The organism is Aequorivita sp. H23M31 (genome assembly GCF_004022485.1).
GTDB lineage: Bacteria > Bacteroidota > Bacteroidia > Flavobacteriales > Flavobacteriaceae > Aequorivita > Aequorivita ciconiae.
This window is the reverse complement of sequence record NZ_CP034951.1, coordinates 3402212-3421228: the sequence shown is the minus strand read 5'-3', so window position 1 is coordinate 3421228 and position 19017 is coordinate 3402212. Positions and strand designations below refer to the sequence as shown.

General features: G+C 38.3%; 16 protein-coding genes. 4 read left to right on the top strand and 12 right to left on the bottom strand.

Going from position 1 to position 19017, the window contains the following annotated elements; all coding sequences use genetic code 11:
- Positions 1–91 precede the first annotated feature (91 nt).
- The gene (locus EI546_RS15000) at positions 92–319 is read right to left on the bottom strand and encodes a PspC domain-containing protein (RefSeq protein ID WP_410198310.1); all 228 of its coding nucleotides are present in this window, start codon (positions 317–319) and stop codon (positions 92–94) included.
- A gap of 92 nt (positions 320–411) precedes the next feature.
- Here EI546_RS15000 and EI546_RS14995 point away from each other — a divergent pair, with 92 nt between their 5' ends.
- Positions 412–1626, top strand: coding sequence for a leucine-rich repeat domain-containing protein (locus EI546_RS14995; protein ID WP_128251307.1), 1215 nt, complete (start codon positions 412–414; stop codon positions 1624–1626).
- A 3-nt stretch (positions 1627–1629) separates the two neighbouring features.
- Here the strand turns inward: EI546_RS14995 and EI546_RS14990 are convergent, their stop codons facing one another.
- The 6 genes from EI546_RS14990 to EI546_RS14965 all read right to left on the bottom strand — a co-directional run bounded on the left by EI546_RS14990 (position 1630) and on the right by EI546_RS14965 (position 7177).
- Positions 1630–2904: a DUF2851 family protein gene (locus EI546_RS14990; protein WP_128251306.1), complete on the bottom strand. Its 1275-nt coding sequence runs from the start codon at positions 2902–2904 to the stop codon at positions 1630–1632.
- 175 nt (positions 2905–3079) lie between these two features.
- Complete coding sequence (locus tag EI546_RS14985; protein ID WP_317127430.1) at positions 3080–3481, bottom strand: DUF202 domain-containing protein; 402 nt, start codon at positions 3479–3481, stop codon at positions 3080–3082.
- Positions 3482–3675: 194 nt separating this feature from the next.
- The gene (locus EI546_RS14980) at positions 3676–4119 is read right to left on the bottom strand and encodes a hypothetical protein (protein WP_128251305.1); all 444 of its coding nucleotides are present in this window, start codon (positions 4117–4119) and stop codon (positions 3676–3678) included.
- Between the two features lie 84 nt (positions 4120–4203).
- Positions 4204–5187 (bottom strand): PLP-dependent cysteine synthase family protein, encoded by a 984-nt coding sequence (locus EI546_RS14975; RefSeq protein ID WP_128251304.1) that lies wholly within the window; start codon positions 5185–5187, stop codon positions 4204–4206.
- 148 nt (positions 5188–5335) lie between these two features.
- A complete protein-coding gene (locus EI546_RS14970) occupies positions 5336–5800 on the bottom strand; it encodes a hypothetical protein (protein WP_128251303.1) in 465 nt (154 codons plus the stop codon).
- Between the two features lie 141 nt (positions 5801–5941).
- Positions 5942–7177, bottom strand: coding sequence for an ABC transporter permease (locus EI546_RS14965; protein WP_128251302.1), 1236 nt, complete (start codon positions 7175–7177; stop codon positions 5942–5944).
- 206 nt (positions 7178–7383) lie between these two features.
- On the opposite strand from EI546_RS14965, the gene EI546_RS14960 reads away from it, so the two are divergent.
- A complete protein-coding gene (locus tag EI546_RS14960) occupies positions 7384–8469 on the top strand; it encodes an exo-beta-N-acetylmuramidase NamZ family protein (protein WP_410198309.1) in 1086 nt (361 codons plus the stop codon).
- A gap of 191 nt (positions 8470–8660) precedes the next feature.
- On the opposite strand, the gene EI546_RS14955 is transcribed toward EI546_RS14960, so the two are convergent.
- Positions 8661–9152 (bottom strand): YkgJ family cysteine cluster protein, encoded by a 492-nt coding sequence (locus EI546_RS14955; protein ID WP_128251300.1) that lies wholly within the window; start codon positions 9150–9152, stop codon positions 8661–8663.
- 255 nt (positions 9153–9407) lie between these two features.
- Here EI546_RS14955 and EI546_RS14950 point away from each other — a divergent pair, with 255 nt between their 5' ends.
- Entirely contained in the window at positions 9408–10112 is a 705-nt protein-coding gene (locus tag EI546_RS14950; RefSeq protein ID WP_128251299.1) for a class I SAM-dependent methyltransferase, read from the top strand.
- A gap of 304 nt (positions 10113–10416) precedes the next feature.
- A complete protein-coding gene (locus tag EI546_RS14945; protein WP_128251298.1) occupies positions 10417–13587 on the top strand; it encodes a fibronectin type III domain-containing protein in 3171 nt (1056 codons plus the stop codon).
- A gap of 176 nt (positions 13588–13763) precedes the next feature.
- Here the strand turns inward: EI546_RS14945 and EI546_RS14940 are convergent, their stop codons facing one another.
- The 4 genes from EI546_RS14940 to EI546_RS14920 all read right to left on the bottom strand — a co-directional run bounded on the left by EI546_RS14940 (position 13764) and on the right by EI546_RS14920 (position 19014).
- Positions 13764–14243, bottom strand: a complete 480-nt coding sequence (locus tag EI546_RS14940) for a nucleotidyl transferase AbiEii/AbiGii toxin family protein (RefSeq protein ID WP_128251297.1) — start codon at positions 14241–14243, stop codon at positions 13764–13766.
- Between the two features lie 606 nt (positions 14244–14849).
- Positions 14850–16028, bottom strand: a complete 1179-nt coding sequence (locus EI546_RS14930; RefSeq protein ID WP_128251295.1) for a T9SS type A sorting domain-containing protein — start codon at positions 16026–16028, stop codon at positions 14850–14852.
- A 154-nt stretch (positions 16029–16182) separates the two neighbouring features.
- Positions 16183–17817: an amidohydrolase gene (locus EI546_RS14925; protein ID WP_128251294.1), complete on the bottom strand. Its 1635-nt coding sequence runs from the start codon at positions 17815–17817 to the stop codon at positions 16183–16185.
- Between the two features lie 126 nt (positions 17818–17943).
- On the bottom strand, positions 17944–19014 hold the full coding sequence (locus EI546_RS14920; RefSeq protein WP_128251293.1) for a formylglycine-generating enzyme family protein: 1071 nt from the start codon (positions 19012–19014) through the stop codon (positions 17944–17946).
- Between the last annotated feature and the right edge of the window lie 3 nt (positions 19015–19017).

Below are 19017 nucleotides of genomic sequence, written 5' to 3'. Positions count from 1 at the left end.
AATATAACCTTAAGATTATCCTCCTCGGGAAAAACTTGATGAGTGGAAGTACACCTTTAATCTAAACAGAGTTCCGATTTTAAATTCAGGCTTAAAGATCAAAGACGGAAGAACGTTTGGTGTTGACCAAATCTTTTAATTTTAGAAGAAATGCTAAGGTGAGATAGACTGCAAATCCAACCCCCAGAGTGGCAAAAGAAACATATATAAAAAATAACCGAACGCTCTTGGCGCGCATCCCAAGTCGGTCTGCGAGACGTGAGGAAACATAGAAACCCCTCTTTTCCAAATAATAACGCAAGGAATAAATTGCCTTCATAATGGCTGCAAATTACGGATTTTTAAGGATGGTGGCACATAAAAAAAGGTGTTCCGAAATTGTGTATATTTAAAACACTTAAATATCTGCTCATGAGAACAAAATTCCTCTTTATATTTCTTTATATATTTTTCGGCACTCTTTTTTCCCAGACGATTTCCATACCGGATCCCAATTTTAAATTAAAGATCATAGCTGATGGGGTAGATACCAATGGTGATGGGGAAATACAAGTTAGTGAGGCTTTGGCAACTACACAACTTGACGTAAGATCATTGAACAATGACCCCAACAAAATTACCAATCTTCAGGGTATTGAATATTTTGGCAACTTGATTGAATTAAATTGCTCGGGCAATCTCTTGTCCACCTTGGATGTTACGGCACTCACCTCACTTCAAATTTTAAAAGCCTATTTTAATGAATTAACTTCAATAAACGTTACGGGGTTGGTTAACCTTGAAAATCTGTGGGTTAGTGGAAATCAGCTCCCATCCCTAGATTTAAGTACGCTTCAAAATTTGAAGTGGATTTTCTGCTCGGACAATCAATTGACAGCGCTGGACTTAAGTGCTCTTCAATCTTTGGAAACCATTTGGGCCGATAACAATCAAATTGAGACATTGGATCTTTTGCCTCAAACTAATTTGGGTTATATAATAGTTGCCAATAATCTTTTAGATCATTTGGACGTAAATCATCTCAGTGATTTAGAGATTTTATATGCCTCAAATAATAACATTGATGCCATTGATGTCTCTAATATGCCCAATTTGCAAATTCTTGATGTGGGAGGAAACCAGTTGGAGGAGATAGACTGCAGTTCAACAGGTGTGGATCATCTCCATTGCGACAATAACCCAGATTTAATTTCCATAAATGTTCAAAATGGAGTCATTTCCTATTCAGATCCAGACGGATTGGATTTTGGATTCCTCTTTTATAATTTACCAAGCCTAGAATCCATTTGCATGGACCCTGGGGAAGAGCAGGCGTTAGCAGATAGTGGTTACGACCCTGAAAATGTAGTGATATATACCGGTCCAAATTGTACACTTTCCAATACGTCGTTCAATGTGGCTAATACTTATGTTTATCCAAACCCAGTGGATTCCGATTTTAATTTATCTGCTTTTGAGAATATTACAAACTACTTTTTATATGATAGTTTAGGACGATCAATCACAGCTTCAACGGATTATCAGTTTGTGAAAGCAAAAATAAATTCGCTTCAATCTGGTTTGTACTTTCTAAAAATTGAAACCCTAGATATATCCAGCGAAACACTACGATTTGTAAAGAAATAAGTCTTATTTTCTATTTACTATAGAATTTCCAATGGCGCATTGCAAACAGCGGTTTTTATCGCAATATTCCTTTTTTAATTGAAGTAAAGCTTGCCCGTGGTAAGCATTTTTGGATATATTTTTTAAGGAATTGAATTTATCGATAATCCCATTTTTTTCAGAAGGAATTTCTAATGCAATTTTTAAAATTTCTTCTGAAACATCCTGACCTTGTTGCTTAGCATAACAAAACTTTATAGGAAGAAAGGTATTGATTACCAATAAGTCCATAAAACTTTTGGTAATTCGTTTTTTACTTTCTTTCGATAAAACTCCGAAATTGAAATGTGTATCCCAATAATCACTAGCTGAAATTTTTAATAAAGAATAAAATTCATCAACTTGTTGTATTGTGACTACATGTGAAAATAGATTGTGCTGCATAAAATAAAGTGCCGCAAGCTGTGAAAGACGAATGGTTGGAAAATTAGTGGGTCGCAGCCTAAAAAATCCGGGAGTAATTACGCCTTCATTATGAAGTTTGAATTTTCTTTTTAAATAGTCGTATTCCTCTTTTAGTATTTGAAAATATCCGTCCTCCTTAGGGTCTTCAAGCAATCCTGCCTGCCCTAATAACAAGGCTTCAAGATTGCGCTGATTCTGACTGCTTTTTTTTAAAACTGAAAAATCAATAGACTTTGCGATGCTGAAAAATGACTCTCCGTTAATGTTCAGACCAAAATTTTTACACAGCATTCTAAACAATAATTCCTCCCAATGATTATTGCTCGCGTTCAACTCTTTAAGCAAAAAAGCTTCCTTCATTTGCAACCTTTCGATATAGAGTCGTTCCAACCAATTTTCGATAATAAGCGAATCTACTTCGGCAAAGTCATTCTCACAGTTGATCCACTTTTTCTCTTTTGAAAATAATTTCCCATATCGTTCTAGGGTGCTAGTCTGAACAAGAGTTTTAAGTGCAAGAGTTGGAATTGAAGATCCATCTTTCCTGAAAACCTTAGCGTCATGCTCCCATACCACGTGCAGGATCACATTATCGTAGGCAGGATCAGATTCATGTCCGTGCGCATACCAATCGGATGAATTGACATGAATTTCCAGATTGCCCGCCCATAACTGTTTGTCAATTTCTATTTGGGCATTAAAAAAATCAGGACCCGCATTCAGGTTATGGATCCCGGGGCTTAAAATTTGAAGTTTTTCGCCATTCGATGTATTGAGAGACGAATTATCGAGTTTTTGAAACTTCCAAACATAATGTAGAAAATCCTCTTTCATAACCACGCTTTTTATGACTTAAGCTTATACGACATAGGAGATGAGATCCAATTGATTGAAATAATATTTAGATATTATTCAATTGTAAGTCGTACAAATCCCGTCAAATTGCCTTAACGGATTAATCTAAAATAATGAGGGGTATTATATGGGGAAAGTAAATATAGGGAAAAGATTACTCATTTTTTGCCTCTTGGTTTTCGACCGTGACTTCAGTTTCCTTCCGTTTTTGGATATTTTCTTCAATGGTATCTACAAAAAGAATGCGATTCCATTTATACAGACGACGGCTCAAAACAATATATCGAATGATACCAACACCCAAAAAAACAACACATACCAATAAGGCTATATAGCCGAGCCAGTGGATCCTGCTCAGATCTTCCAATTGAAGCAGAGCGAGCCCACCCAGTAAAAGATACAGAGACGAGCGAATATAGGATAGTAATGTTCGCTCGTTGGCCAATTTTGTTCGTTCCAATGCCAATATTTCATTGGTATTGACAGGTACAGGTTTGGTTCGTAAAAATCGGAAAAGTTTTTTAGCCTCGTTTTTCATAGCACTATAAAAGTACAAAGAATTCTATTTAGATTTAATAGCAACTTCATCAATAATATATGAAAAAAAGGTGAGATAAGCAAGAGGCTCAGAGGTTGTTTAAGGTTTGTATTTTGTAGTTCCTTCCTCCTTCGCTAAAGTTTTGGCAGATAAATAGTTTCTGGTTTCTAGTTTCTAGTTTTTAGTTTCTAGCTGCTAATAAAATAGTTAATCTAACCGAAGCAGAGAACGCTGTTCTCCTGCAAAATATTTTTGATCAAATTCCATTCACTTCTATTTTTAATATTATAAACTCTGCGAGTGGAATTATCGTTTAACTTAAAATCGACAAAAATGCCCCCTAATATACTTTTCATTTTAACATACCTGATTTCGTTAAATTCTATTTCCTTTCTATTTGTGCGGATAAAATTTGAATGATAGAGAAGTGCAGGAATTGCAATCAGTAACATTCCGCTGAAAATTTTCAATGCGGTTTGAACATCATTTACAGCGATAATACCTGAGTAGATTTGGTAAACTCCAAATAGCAAAAATAGAAAGGGAGCAGCTTTAAAGCCATATTTATGCATTCTGCCACTAACGTCGTCAATGTAAATAGTATTATCGGTAACTTTAATTTGACCGTTTGTCCCGGATTTTAGTTGAAGTATCATAGTTGGCTACATTAAGATAGAATTCTTTGATTCAAGAATACTGATGATTGAAACCAATATAAGAGAAAATCTTCAATTATTAAATTAATCCTCTACGAATCCCTGCTCGCGCATCCATTCGTCATTGTACATCTTCCCGACATACCTACTACCGTGATCGTGGAAAAGGACTACAACAACATCATCTTTGGTAAAATGTTCTTTCAATTGAAGTAAACCTTTGATAGCTGCCCCGGCGGAATTTCCTAGGAAAAAACCTTCCATTTTTGCTAGCTTTTGAGTATAAATGGCCGCATCCTTATCCGTTACTTTTGTAAACCCATCGATTATGCTGAAATCCACGTTCTTCGGAAGAATATCTTCACCAATACCTTCGGTGATATAAGGATAGATTTCATTTTCATCAAAAATTCCGGTTTCATGATATTTTTTGAAAACGCTTCCGTAGGTATCGATTCCCCAAACTTTAATATCTGGATTTTGTTCTTTTAAATATTTGCCAACGCCGCTAATTGTTCCACCTGTCCCAACACCTACAACAAAATGGGTTACTTTTCCATCGGTCTGTCTCCAGATTTCTGGACCCGTACTTTGATAATGCGCTTTGGTATTACTCGGATTATCATATTGGTTTACATACCAACTATTAGGGGTTTCTTCCGCCAATCTTCTAGAAACGGAATAATAACTGCGCGGATCATCTGGAGCTACATCTGTTGGACAGACAACTACTTCGCTGCCTACAGCTCTAAGAATATCAACTTTTTCCTTGCTCTGTTTATCGCTGATTACGCAGATCATTTTATAGCCCTTAACGATGGCGGCAAGGGCCAGACCCATACCCGTATTTCCGGAAGTTCCTTCGATAATAGTTCCTCCAGGTTTTAACCTACCATCGGCTTCGGCATCCTCGATCATTGTTAAAGCCATCCGATCCTTAACGGAGTTTCCCGGGTTAAAAGTTTCATATTTGGCGAGCACTAAAGCGGGAATATCCCCGATTATTTTATTGATTTTCACCATTGGCGTATTACCGATGGTTCCTAAGATATTTTCTGCGTATTCCATAGATTTTTTTAAGAAAGCACTCCTTGGCTAAAGCTTCGGAGTATGAGGACAAAGGTACAATTTATTGATGAAAAGGAAAGACCTCACGGGCATTTGAAACCTGTGAGGTCTGGTCATAAAATTTATATTCCGAAAGTTTAAAAGCTATCTACTTCACAATTGTAAAAATAGGGGGGCCGCCATTTTCCGCATCCCAAACTAACTCTCTATTATACCAAAATTTAATTGCTCTTGTTTGATTGTTGGTTCTATAGATTTCAGATTTAATGGTATCTCTATCCGTTTCGTCCCAATCGATATAAGTTATAGGATATTCATCACTTCCTTCGTAATTCACCATTACACCAAATCTGAAAATCCCATCTTCATCCTCATAAAAATTATCGTATTGCCCAGCTCGTGTTTGTTCTCCATCAATTAAATAATATGTCTTGATATCTCTTTTTTTATAGGAATTGGGATTGTCGGGGTTAAGTAGATCCTCTCCGGCATTATTTTTCAGAGAAATATTGGCAGCCAAAGAAATTATTGTACATCCGCAACCTTCGTCTTTACTGCATCCAATTGCTAAAACGGCGATGAGCGCAATTAAAATTGGTTTTATAATCTTCATAATTTTTGATCTTTAGTTTATTCCCACAAATGAAAAAAAAGAAAGCGGATATCCGCGAATAGCTATGTTAAATTATAAGATGAATAATTCCCTTTTGTTTAAAAGATCAAATCGTTTGGTATTGAATTGTCTGGCTCACAATTAGTCAAACCGTATCGCCTTTACAGGGGAAATCTTTGTGATCAATATAGCTGCAACCAGAAGCATTACGAGACAAAGTACAAATGTGCCAAGATTCATAACTAAAATATAATCCCAACTCAAGTAAACTGGAGCTTCGGAAACGTAGTACGTATTTGGGTTTAAAGGAAATACCTTGCCGTATTTCTGAAGCAATAGCAAGCCGATTCCAATCAAATTTCCCCAAAACAACCCTACCCCAATCAAATACATTGCGTTAAATAGAAATATTTTACGAACGCTGCTATCGCTACTTCCCATTGCTTTTAAAATCCCGATCATTTGGGTACGTTCCAAAATTAGGACTAAAAGTGCGGTGACCATATTTATGCCAGCAACCAAAATCATTATCCCAATAATAGCCAGAATATTAAAGTCGAATAAATCCAACCATTCAAAAATGGAGGCATATTTATCACGAATGGTTTGGGTGTCCAATGTGCTTCCCGTTTCGTTGTAAACTTCATTTCCGATGGCTACAATATCATCGAAATCATTGACGAAAACCTCAAAGGCCCCGATCTGGTTTTCATCCCATTTATTCAACTTTTGGATATGCCGGATATCGGCAATAATATACTGTTCGTCAAATTGCTGAAAACCGCTATTATAAATCCCTAAAATCTCGAATCCTCTACTTCTCGGAGTCTTGGAGACTTCATCATTTAAAAAAAACGTAGTAATTTTATCACCGAGTTTTAGATGGAGCCTGTTCGCCAAATATTCCGATATTAGGACGTCTTCATTTAGTTCGCCCCTAAAGTCGGGCAGTTTTCCCTCGACCAAATAGTCTTTAAAATATTCCCAGTCATAGTCATCGCCAACTCCTTTTACCACTACGCCTTCGAAATCGGTTTCTGTACGGATTACGCCACCTTTGGAAGCAGTGACCTGAACGTGTTTTATCCCATCAATATTTTTAAACTTGGGGTAAAACGGTTGATCTTTTGAAATGGGATTTTGTGAATCGTTGGAAAAGTTGGTATCAAAATTGGTTATGATGATATCGCCGTTAAAGGCAGAAACTTTTTCGCGAATCTTTTTTTGAAGGCCAATGCCAGTGGCAATTGAAATCAGCATCATGATTACCCCAATGGCGATTGCAGTAATGGCGATTTTAATTATCGGCGCCGAAATACTACTTTTATAGTCCTTGGAAGCAATGATGCGCCGAGCGATGAAAAATTCGAAATTCACTTGAATCCTATGAAGTTAACTTTTTTCAAAAATACAGTTTTATTGATTGTTCTGACTATTTTTTCATGTGGAAATGTCCCCCAAACCCCTAAAGGGGGAAATGACTTCCCCCTTACCCCCAAAGTGGGAAGTGATGTCCCCCTAACCCCCCGAGGGGGAAACGAGGTCCCCCTAACCCCCGAGGGGGGAATGAAGACGGAATTATTGTGGGAGCGGAACAATTCCACCTTTATGCTGAGTTGCTGAAAGGCAGGAACGTTGGCGTTGTTGCGAACCAGACTTCCTTTTTGGGAAAAGAAAACCAACATCTTGTGGATTTCTTAATTTTAAAAAAGGTTTCGGTTAAAAAGGTTTTTGCACCCGAACACGGTTTTCGTGGCACTGCGGATGCTGGAGAACATGTGAAGGATGGCGTAGATTCCAAAACAGGTGTGCCTCTCATTTCGCTTTACGGAAGCAACAAAAAGCCTTCCCTGGAACAGCTGAAAGGAATTGATGTAATGGTTTTTGATATTCAGGATGTTGGTGCTCGATTTTACACTTACATCTCGACTCTTCATTATGTGATGGAAGCATGTGCGGAACTGGGAATTCCTGTTATTGTGCTCGATCGCCCAAATCCAAATGGTCATTATATCGATGGCCCTATTTTGGAAAAAGAACATCAAAGTTTTGTGGGAATGCACCCCGTTCCCGTGGTTCACGGTATGACTATTGGGGAATACGCAAAAATGATAAATGGTGAAGGATGGTTGAATAACAAAATAGAATGCCAACTTACGGTAATTAAAATGGAAAATTATACGCACCAAACACCTTATTCCTTACCAATAAAACCATCTCCAAATTTACCAAACGACAAATCTATAAATCTGTATCCAAGTCTTTGCTTTTTTGAAGGAACCTTCATAAATGCTGGACGAGGGACGGATATGCAGTTCCAGGTTTTTGGCGCACCGAGTCTGCCAGCTTCAAAATATCCATTTACATACACTCCACAACCAAACGAAGGCTCAAAAGATCCAAAATTCAAAGGACAACTTTGTCACGGAAAAGATCTAAGAAACGAACCTCGGTTGAGTAACATCAATTTGGAATGGCTTATAGAATCTTATAATGCGAGTGGGAGGAAGAAAGATTTCTTCAATTCGTTTTTTGTGAAATTGGCCGGAACCAAGCAACTCCAGCAACAAATTGAGAAAGGTATGTCTGCGGAAGCAATCCGGGATTCTTGGAAGGGTGGGCTGGAGAAGTTTGAGAAGGTTCGGGAGAAGTATCTGTCGTATCCTTAGGTAAAAAGAGGCAGTGGGCAGTGGCAGTGAGCAGTAAAAAAAAGGACAATTTGCTTAAACCTCTGCGTCTCTCTGTGAAACCTCCGCGTGACTCTGCGGAATAGTTGTTACACAAAGATTCGCAGAGAATCACAGAGTTACGCAGAGAAAAGTTTCTAGTTGATAAAACTGAATACCCCCACTACCTACTGCTACTTAATAAAACGTTTCATTTCCTCCACAATATTAAAAGCAGCTGGACAAATGGCAACGTTCTTCATGGTTAGATTGGAAATCTGCTGGAATTTTTTCCGATCGGTATGAGGGAATTCTCGACAGGCTTTCGGACGGACATCGTAAATACTGCAATAATTGTCTGGACCCAAAAATTCACAGGGAACACTTTGAAGAACATAATCATTATCCTCATCCATTCGTAAATAGGTTTGGATAAATTGCTGAGGCTTCATTCGGAAATGCTTTGAAATACGCTCAATGTCTTTATCTGTGAAAAGTGGACCTGTAGTTTTGCAACAATTCGCACAAGTAAGACAATCCGTTCTTTCAAATTCCTTTTCGTGAAGATCCTGCATCAAAGTATCCAAATGCTTTGGCGGTTTTTTCTTCAGCTTTGCAAAGAACTTTTTGTTTTCCGCTTCCGCTTCTTTTGCTTTTTGGGGGAGTTGCTTTAGGATGTTTTCCATTTCAATTAAATATACCTCTGTGAAACTCTGTGTCTCTCTGTGAAACTCTGCGTTATAGTTATTACACAAAGTTACGCTGAGAAAACGCTGAGGCGCACGGAGAAAATCTTTCTTCTTTCCGAATGCTTACAAAATTACTATGTCTCAATCGTTTCTTGTTGCTCTAAAAAGAATAATTACAAAGAATGTCCTCAAATAGCAATACTTTCGTAATTCATTATTAAACGTAACCATCACTTTTCATCTATCAATTGTATGCAAGACATTATGGGAAAGGCATTATTGGATTATTACCACGGAAATTATTCCGAAGATATAATCACTGAAACGAATATTTCCGAAGAAGACGAATTGCCCCTTCCCTATCTTCTTAGATACTTCGAGGAAATGCCTGAAATAGAACGCAAGGCATTGAAATCCTCAAGAGGAAAAGTTCTCGACGTTGGCTGTGGCGCTGGAAGCCATTCCTTATACCTGCAAGAAAAAGGTTTTGATGTTATGGGAATAGACACTTCCAAAGGTGCAATAGAAGTCTGCAAATTAAGAGGACTTCAAAACGCAAAAAATATAGACCTACTTCAATTAAAAAATGAAAAGTTTGATACCATTTTGCTGTTGATGAACGGTACGGGAATTTTTCAAAATTTGGAAAGAACTCCCATATATCTCCGACATTTAAAATCTTTGTTAAATCCTCAAGGACAGATTCTAATTGACTCCAGCGATCTTCAATATATGTACGATCGCACAGAAGGAGGTGGGATTTTAGTACCCGCCGATCGTTATTATGGCGAACTGGAATTTACAATTCGTTATAAAGGGATGGAAAGTGAACCTTTTGAATGGCTTTATTTGGACGAGACTTTATTTCGGGAAATATGTGAGGAAAATCAGTTAGACTTTAGAATTATGGCGAGAGGGGATAATTTCGATTATTTGGCCCAGCTCCACCTATGCTGAATAATAGGCTTTTGTTCACAAAGAAAATACCTCCTCGTCTCTGTCTTGTCTCCTCCTATCTATGTTAAAAGAGGTGAAAATTGCGAAATTCTATCAGGTAAACACCAGTAATTCTAAACAAAATCTTTATTTTCGCCCCACTATCAAAAATCTTTTACACATTCCTAAGCCTTTGAGCCAATTAGAGCATACAAAAAATGTTGTCTAAGTTTGATAATCCCCTTTTTTTGCAGTTGGTTAAATTTTAGGTGTGTTTCAGGAATTGATAGTTTAAATTATTCATTAACAAACCTAAATTCTTACCATGAAGAAAATTACATTTTCAATCCTATTGGGATTGCTTTGGTTTTGGGGATCTTTCGCCCAAATACCAATTGGAACACAAGACGGCACTACTTCCACAATGCCAATTTTTAGTTGTTGGAACTATTCATATTCCCAACAATTGGTCTATCAAAGTGAAATCAACGCACAGGGACAGATTACCTCAATTACCTATTTTTATGACGTTACCACCGGTGGCACTGATAGCAGTACGGATTGGACGATTTTGATGGGCCATACCCCAAAAACAAATTTTGCCAATGAAAACGATTGGGTGCAAATGGGGGACCTTACAGAAGTCTTTTCGGGAACGGTAACTTTTCCTGCTCAGGGTCAACAAATGACGATCGAATTTGATACTCCATTCACTTACAACAATACAGATAATCTGGTTATTGCAGTGGATGAAAATCAGCCTGGATTTAATTGCTCCATATATTTTGGAAAAACGGGTGATCTAGGAGCCGCAAGAGGTATTTATACCCGAAGCGATTCCGATAATCCGGATCCAAATAATCCACCAGCGGCATTTACGACCACAAATCATATCAGTACCATGATTTTGGGTGGAATCCAACAAAGCTGTGTTGCAGTAACTGATGTTACAATATCCGATATTACCGAAACTGGGGCTATTGTTACCTGGGTTAACACGACCACAGCAACTGATGGATACACAGTAAATGTTTTTACCGATGGGGCAAATCCTGATACCGATACACCAGTAACTTCGGAAACGGTAGGTGAAGGTATTGAAACAGTTGCTGTTTCTGGTTTGAATGCCAACACCACATATGATGTGTATGTCATTTCAGATTGTGGAGCTGGAGATACGGCTACAACCACTGTAGAAAGCTTTACAACCCTACCAGAAGGTGGCTGTGGTGCCGCTACCCTACCCTATATTATGGATTTTGAAACCGCTACTCCACCTGCCCTTCCAGAGTGTACTTCAAGTGAGAACGTTGGAACTGGAAACAATTGGGAAACTACTGTTTATAACGATAACGGATTAAGCGCAAATGTCTTAATATATACCTACGATTCCAATAATGCCGCAAATGCCTGGTTTTATACCCAAGGAGTGGCGCTAGAATCGGGAGTTAACTACCAAATTTCATATAAATTTTTTGGTTCTGAGTACTGGCCAGAGAAGATGAAAGTAGCATACGGAACTTCTCCAGAAGCCTCTGCCATGAACGAACAACTAGCAGATTATCCGAGTATAGGTGCGGCCTACAATGAAATGGTATCATTTACAGTAGCTGCTGATGGTGTTTACTATTTTGGGTTCAATGTGTACTCTGATGCTGATAGAAATAGACTATATCTGGATGATATTAAGATTATCGTTGCGCCAACGTGTCCTCAACCAACAGAATTAATGGCGACAAGCTTTTCCCATAACTCTGCGGATTTGAGCTGGACTGCTGGAGGTGATGAAACAGAATGGTTGGTAACTTACGGAGAAGCTGGTTTTGATCCAACTACCGGAGGACAAGAGGCTACAGTAAACACTGACCCAACAACTACAATTACGGGCTTAGATAGCAATACTACATATGACTTCTACGTGACTGCTATTTGTGGTGCAAGTGATGAAAGTGAAATGGTGGGTCCTGTTTCCGCTACTACCGTATGTGAAGCAACAGAGCTACCCTATTTCTTGGATTTCGAAGAGGTAACCACCCCAGCTTTACCAGAATGTACAACTACACAGAATGTTGGTGATGGAAGAAATTGGGCCACTTACTCTGCAAGCGGCAATGGCTTTAACAGTAAAGTATTGCGTTATGAATACAGTACGACATATGCGGCCGACGCTTGGTTCTATACCCAAGGTTTAAATCTTGTTGCGGGTACAGAATATAAAATCTCCTATAAATACGGAAATAATAGCACAACCAAGGTAGAAAGCCTGAAAGTAGCTTATGGCACTTCCCCAAATGCTTCTGCCATGACTGAAGAGTTAGCAGACTATCCGACAATTGGCGGCGGAACTCCTTCAACAGATGAGGTCACATTTACAGTTGATACAGATGGTGTATATTATTTTGGATTTAACGCGTATTCAGCTGCCTTCCAATACTACTTATATGTTGATAATATTAGTATAATCGTTGCCCCAAGCTGTGAAATGCCCACCAATCTGAATGCTGATAACTTTACTACATCAACTGCTGATTTGAGTTGGACTGCGGGTGGTACAGAAACTGAATGGGAAGTTCTTTATGGAGAAGCAGGATTTGATCCTACTACCGAAGGGACCCTAGTTGTTGTTGACACGGATCCTGAAACAACCATTACAGGTTTGGAAGACGGCACCATCTATGAATTTTATGTAACTGCTATTTGTGGTGAAGATGATGAAAGCGAAATGGCCGGTCCTAAACAATTCACAACTTTATGTACTGCGGCAACGGTTCCGTATGTTATGGATTTTGAAACCGCAACTACTCCTAATTTACCTGCTTGTACCTCAAGAGAGAATTTGAGCGAGGGTAATAACTGGATTACCACTAACTTAAATGGATTTGGTTTCGATAGCCAGGTTTTATTTTACAATTGGAGCTCTAGCAATGACGCCAATGCTTGGTTTTATACCCAAGGCGTGGAATTAGAAGCGGACACCGAATACCAAATATCTTACCTATACGGTAACGACAACACGTATGGTGACACGGAAAAGATGAAAGTGGCTTATGGCACATATCCGGAAGCATCTGCCATGACAACTCAATTGGCGGATCATCCCGCAATCAATTCCGGCATGGCTACTGAGAATACAGTAACTTTTACTCCACCTGCAGATGGTGTCTATTACTTCGGATTTAATGCCTACTCCCCTGCGGGAAACTATAGATTATATCTAGATGATATTAATGTTGCTGGAAATACTGTTGGGATTAACGAAAATGAAATTTCCAATATCAATTATTTCCCTAACCCAGTGAAGGATAACTTAACCATATCTGCGGCTAATTCTATTGACGCTATAACTGTTTACAACCTTTTGGGCCAAACAGTAATGCAGGCACAACCAAGAAGTACGAATGTAGTTCTTGATCTATCTTCATTGCCAACAGGAACTTATGTTCTTAAAGCGAATGCTGCAGACAGTGTTTCTACTTTTAAAGTGGTGAAGAAATAAGTAAATTAGAATATTTTGGATGAAAGAGAGACCTGGAAACGGGTCTCTTTTTTGTTTAAAATTCCAATGTTATGATTAATGACATAGGACAGTAAGACGTAAGACGTAAGACAAAAATTATGTTAGTAGGAAATGAGAGGAAATTTTTCTTGAGCCATTGTTTCCAGAAATTTTGTTTAAGAAGAATGTATTTTCTGAAGTTGCTGTACATCCAAAAGATCTTTGGGACGACCGGATTTAATTTTACTTGTAAGTAGATCTTCCAAGGAGATCACGCGCCAAACTAATTCTGCTTTATTTCTTTCCAATTTTACCACTTTACTCCGCTCATACGCATCATCAAAGGATTTATTAACTGAAAAATTAGTTATAAGCTCAAGATCAAGATCTACGGGAGAAAATTTTACCGAGATATTCTGTTTTTGATCTTTTACTTCTTGTGGGAAATCTTCAATCTCATAGTCCATTTCTTTAAAGACCTGAATCAACCTTTTGAAATTATCTGAAGAAATATCGATCCAAAAATCAACATCGGCGGAATGACGTTGGTATCCGTGGAAATTGACTGCACCACCACCTACCATTAACATTCTAACTTTATGCTTGGCCGCTAGTTCAATAAACCTCGCAATAGCAGTGTTCCATTCCTGTATCATTTTAATTCGATGTTAATGACGAAATTATCTGATTTGGTGGGATTCTGATCACCAAAAAGACTTTTACTTTTTTGCATTAACTCAAAAAACCTCCATACCCTTTCAGATGGAGATAGTTTCAAAAATGCTTCTTCCTGCTGTCGATTGCTTTCTTCTTTCGTTTGAAATTTAATTTCCATTTCGAGTTTCGATGTGCTTTCTATCAAAGATATAACAATTTAAGAAAAATAGGATTCATTGTTATCGATACCTAACATATAGAATCAATAGCGTCTTAAACGCTTCTACAAAATCCTTTTTAATTCACAATCTTATTGGTGCTTCACCGCTTTTATATTAAGGGGAGACAATCAAAACCTTACTTAAATAACAACATTTTTTATTAACTCTAAAAGGTCTCGACTGCGCTCGACCTGACAATAAATATTGATTTTCAATTAATGAAAGTGTCATTTTGATCTCTTCGGCTTCGCTCAGGATAAACTAAAGTCGATTAATCTTGCCAGTAAGGCATCATTATTTAGAACGCTTTTTATATATACACCAATGAAAAAAGCCATCCTAATTTTCACTAGGATGGCTTTCAATATTTAAAAAACTATATTCTTAGTTCTTGATAATTTTAAATGTTCCTAATTCCCCATTAACGTTCACTTTCATAATATAAGTACCTACACTTAGTGAAGATATATTTAATTGTGAACCTGTAGCGTTCACTTTAGTTTGCATTATTTCTTGGCCCAATAAATTATAGATACTAACAGAATCAATATTCTTTACTGATTTTAGGTTAAGAACGTCGCTCGATGGGTTGGGATAAAAAAAAAAGCCTTCCAATTTATTATCAGATACTCCCACTGTTCCACCTAAAAAAGCCACAATTCCGAGTTCTGCACAGTCGCCTACACTACCCAGATTTGTAAACATACCTGTAGTAGTATTCACAGAATAAAGATTGCTCACACCTCCGCCGTGATAACCACCCGCGTATAAGATACCAGTTGACCGATCAAAACCTCCATCTTGCGCATTTCTTAATTGAACTCCCGTGGGGCCAATAATGGTTGCAGCTGCTGTCTCCAGATTGACAGAGTATAGAAAATTAGGACCAATATCCAGTGTAAAAGCATTCCCCTCATTGTCTATAGCTAGCCATATTCCCAATCGAGTGGCCATTTCTCCCCCAATCTGGGTAAGTTCTGCGGTTTCTAAATCAACAGTGTAGAGTTTATTATTATAGCTATTAGTACTCATTACATACATTGTTTGATTAACCGTATTCCAAGCCAATCCGGTTACAAGGTGGTGTTCTTCCAAATTCAAATTTCCTATTAGTGTTTCCGCACCGGTCTCTGGATCGATTTTTACCAAATATCCATTTTCATCCATCATGTCTGAACTCACTCCATATAGATTACCGGCATCGTCCCGATCGCCGGCATAAAATTTAGTAGTGGTATAAGTAAGGAAGTTAATATTAAAAGGTCCAGCCAGGGGAAAAGTTCCAAATCCACGTTCATTACATCCGCCAAAAATACTTGCTACATAAACATCACCATCTCCAAGGTCGCGAAGAGAAACGTTAGGATTGTCAGTAGTAAAGTGTTTTTGTAATAATAATTTTTCTTCGGAAGTATAAAGATCTGCGGGCTCTGAACCAGCAGGGTTTCCTGAAGCTGCCGATCGCTCCAATAATTTTTCTACAGTAGCCGAAATATTTTCCTGAGCATTGATAGTACCAAATAATGGAAAAAGGCATATCAATAAAAAAGTAAATTTTTTCATTTTTTGTGGGGTTTTAGGTTTAAAAAGGTTTGTTTTTTAATAAGGGGCAAACTTAATAAATTATAAGGAGGAAGCCGAAGGTTAAGATGTTAATATGTCTCCTTTTTAGCCTCATTATTGGGATTTATAAAATTAAAGATCGCCGTATTTAATTTTATTCAACTTCATAAACCAACTCCCCATTAATAAAAGTAGCAACTACTTTAGTATTGGGAATTTCATTTGCTTCCACTTCCATAATATCTTTATCCAAGATGGTAAAATCTGCAAATTTGCCCACTTCAATACTTCCCTTTTCATCTTCCTCGAAGTTGAAGAAAGCGGCCCAAATAGTCATTCCCCTTAAAGCCTCTTCGCGGGTCAAGGCATCTTTCATCTGAAAACCATCTTCTGGATAATTCTTTAAATCCTGTCTGGCTACCGCTGAGTGAAAAGTGTACATCGGATTTACGTGTTCCACAGGAAAATCGGTCCCCAAAGCGATTTTACCCGCTTTTTCCAATAATGTTTTATAGGCATAAGCCCCTTTCATTCTCTCTGCTCCCACTCTATCCTCGGCCCAATACATGTCGCTTGTAGCATGCGTTGGCTGTACGGACGGAAGGATATTATTGTCGTCTGGGAAATAATCAAAACCTTCCTGTGATATTATTTGAGCATGCTCTACCCTCCAACGTCGGTCAGTTTGTCCTTCCAAAGCCTTTTTATATGCTCGTAAAACGGAAATGTTTGCCGAATCCCCAATCGCATGCGTATTCATTTGAAATTCGGAAGCGGCCAGCTTCTCTGCCAAGTAATCCAAACTATCAGCAGGCGTAATCAATGCACCATAATGTCCCGGCATATCATTATAGGGCGCTCGCATTGCCGCACCTCGTGAACCAAGTGCACCATCAGCATATACCTTAAAAGAGCGAACATTTAATCTTTCGGTTTTATAAATACCTTTTTTTAAGTAGTAATCCATGTTTTCAGGACTATTACTGATCATAGTGTACATTCTAAGTTTGAATTTCCCTTGTTTTTGAAGAGCGTCTATAAGTTCGATGATATTTCTATCCAAGCCTGCATCGTCAACGGTTGTGAGACCATATTTGAAAGCAATTTTTTCCGCTTCCAGTAGTGCGTTGATGGAAACCTCCTCGGTTATATGAGGAAAGGTTTTGTTTACCAATTCCATAGGATTATCGATGAGAATTCCCGTGGGCTCTCCATTTTCTAAAAGTATTTCCCCTCCTTTTACTCTTGTTTTTCCTGTAATTCCGGCAAGTTCCAATGCTTTGGAATTTACCAATAGCGCATGTCCGTCTATTCTTCTCAAAGCAACAGGTGTATCTGGAAATAAGGAATCCAACATTTTTTTCGTTGGAAAACTTTTATTCTCCCATTTGTTCTGATCCCATCCACGACCTATGATGTAAGGAAGTTGTTTCTCTTCTTGAAAGGCCACCAATTTCCCTAACACCTCATCAAAACTTTTTGTTCCAACCAGATCTACATTTTGAAGCCCTAACCCCAATCCGTATAAATGCGCATGTGCATCAATCAATCCGGGAACAACTGTATTCCCTTTGGCATCGTAGGTTTTTTTGATGTTGTATTTTAGTTCAAGTTCGGGTTTTAAACCTATTTCGAGTATTTTCCCATCTTTCACTACTAATGCAGATGCTTTACTAAATTCTTTATCCAGGGTGTAGATCGTGGCATTTTTTATCAGTAAATCTGCAGGGAGTTTATCGGGAGCGCAGGCGATAACAAAAAATATTAATAGGAAGTAGATCAATTTCATTTGAAAGATTTTCATCAAAAATAAGCAAAGCCGTCATAATCGAAAAAAAGGAATTCACTCCAAAAAATTTGCAGAAACTTTGTAGTCTCTTTTTTAGCCATGCTTGAAAAAATGAAAAGTTAAAAATCACACCTTGTCTTTAGCGCATCTAAAACCGATGTGATTCATTCCGGTATCATAAACTGAACCTTGACGACCACTTGGTTTGTAATTACTACAATATTGAGGGCTGCATAAAAATGAACCGCCTTTAATGACATGCCGAATGGAAAATGGGTCATTAGGATCCCTCGTTTTATCAGGACCCTGTGGATTATTAGCAACCACTCCCTTGCAACACTCCGGGTTGAATTTTTCTGCTTCGAAAAAATCGCTACACCATTCCCATACATTTCCGATCATATCGTAAAGTCCATAAGCGTTTGGAGGAAATGAAGCCACCGGAGCACTCATAACATATCCATCATTGCCTGTGTTTTCGTAAGGAAATTCACCTTGGAAGAAATTGGCCAGATAGGTATTGTTTGGAGTTAGTTCATCACCCCAGGCAAATTCCTTCTTTTCTGCTCCTCCCCTTGCGGCATATTCCCACTCTGCTTCGGTAGGAAGACGTTTGCCTGCCCAGGTTGCATACGCTTGTGCATCCTCAAATGCGATATGTACAACAGGATAGTTTTCCTTGCCATTGATGGAACTGCCAGGACCTTGGGGTTGTCTCCAATTGGCACCGGACACCCAGCTCCACCACTGGGTATAATCGGTAAGCGAAATTGGGAAATTGGGAGGAGTAAAAACCATAGAACCCGGTTGCAAGCTAGCCTCATCCGGCCTTGGTGTTCCAAGTGGCAACAGAGTTTTCAATTCTTCCCAGTCCACAGGGCGTTCGGCCAAAGTTTTATATCCAGTGGCAGCTACAAAATCGGCATATTGCTTATTGGTAACTTCCGTTTTATCTATCCAAAAGTCGTTTACCATAACCTGATGAAAAGGAAGTGCGTCGTGAGTGTCACTTTGTTGGGCGGCGCCCATAGTATATGTCCCACCCTTAATAAACACCATTTCATCTTCATCTACTTTCAACTCAGATTCCAAACCCAAAAAAGTGCTAGGTTGTTTGACCTTCCATTCCCTTACGCGTTCTTTTTCCTTGCATCCGCAAAAGAGCAGGACCAAACAAAAAAATTTAAATTTTCCCATAAT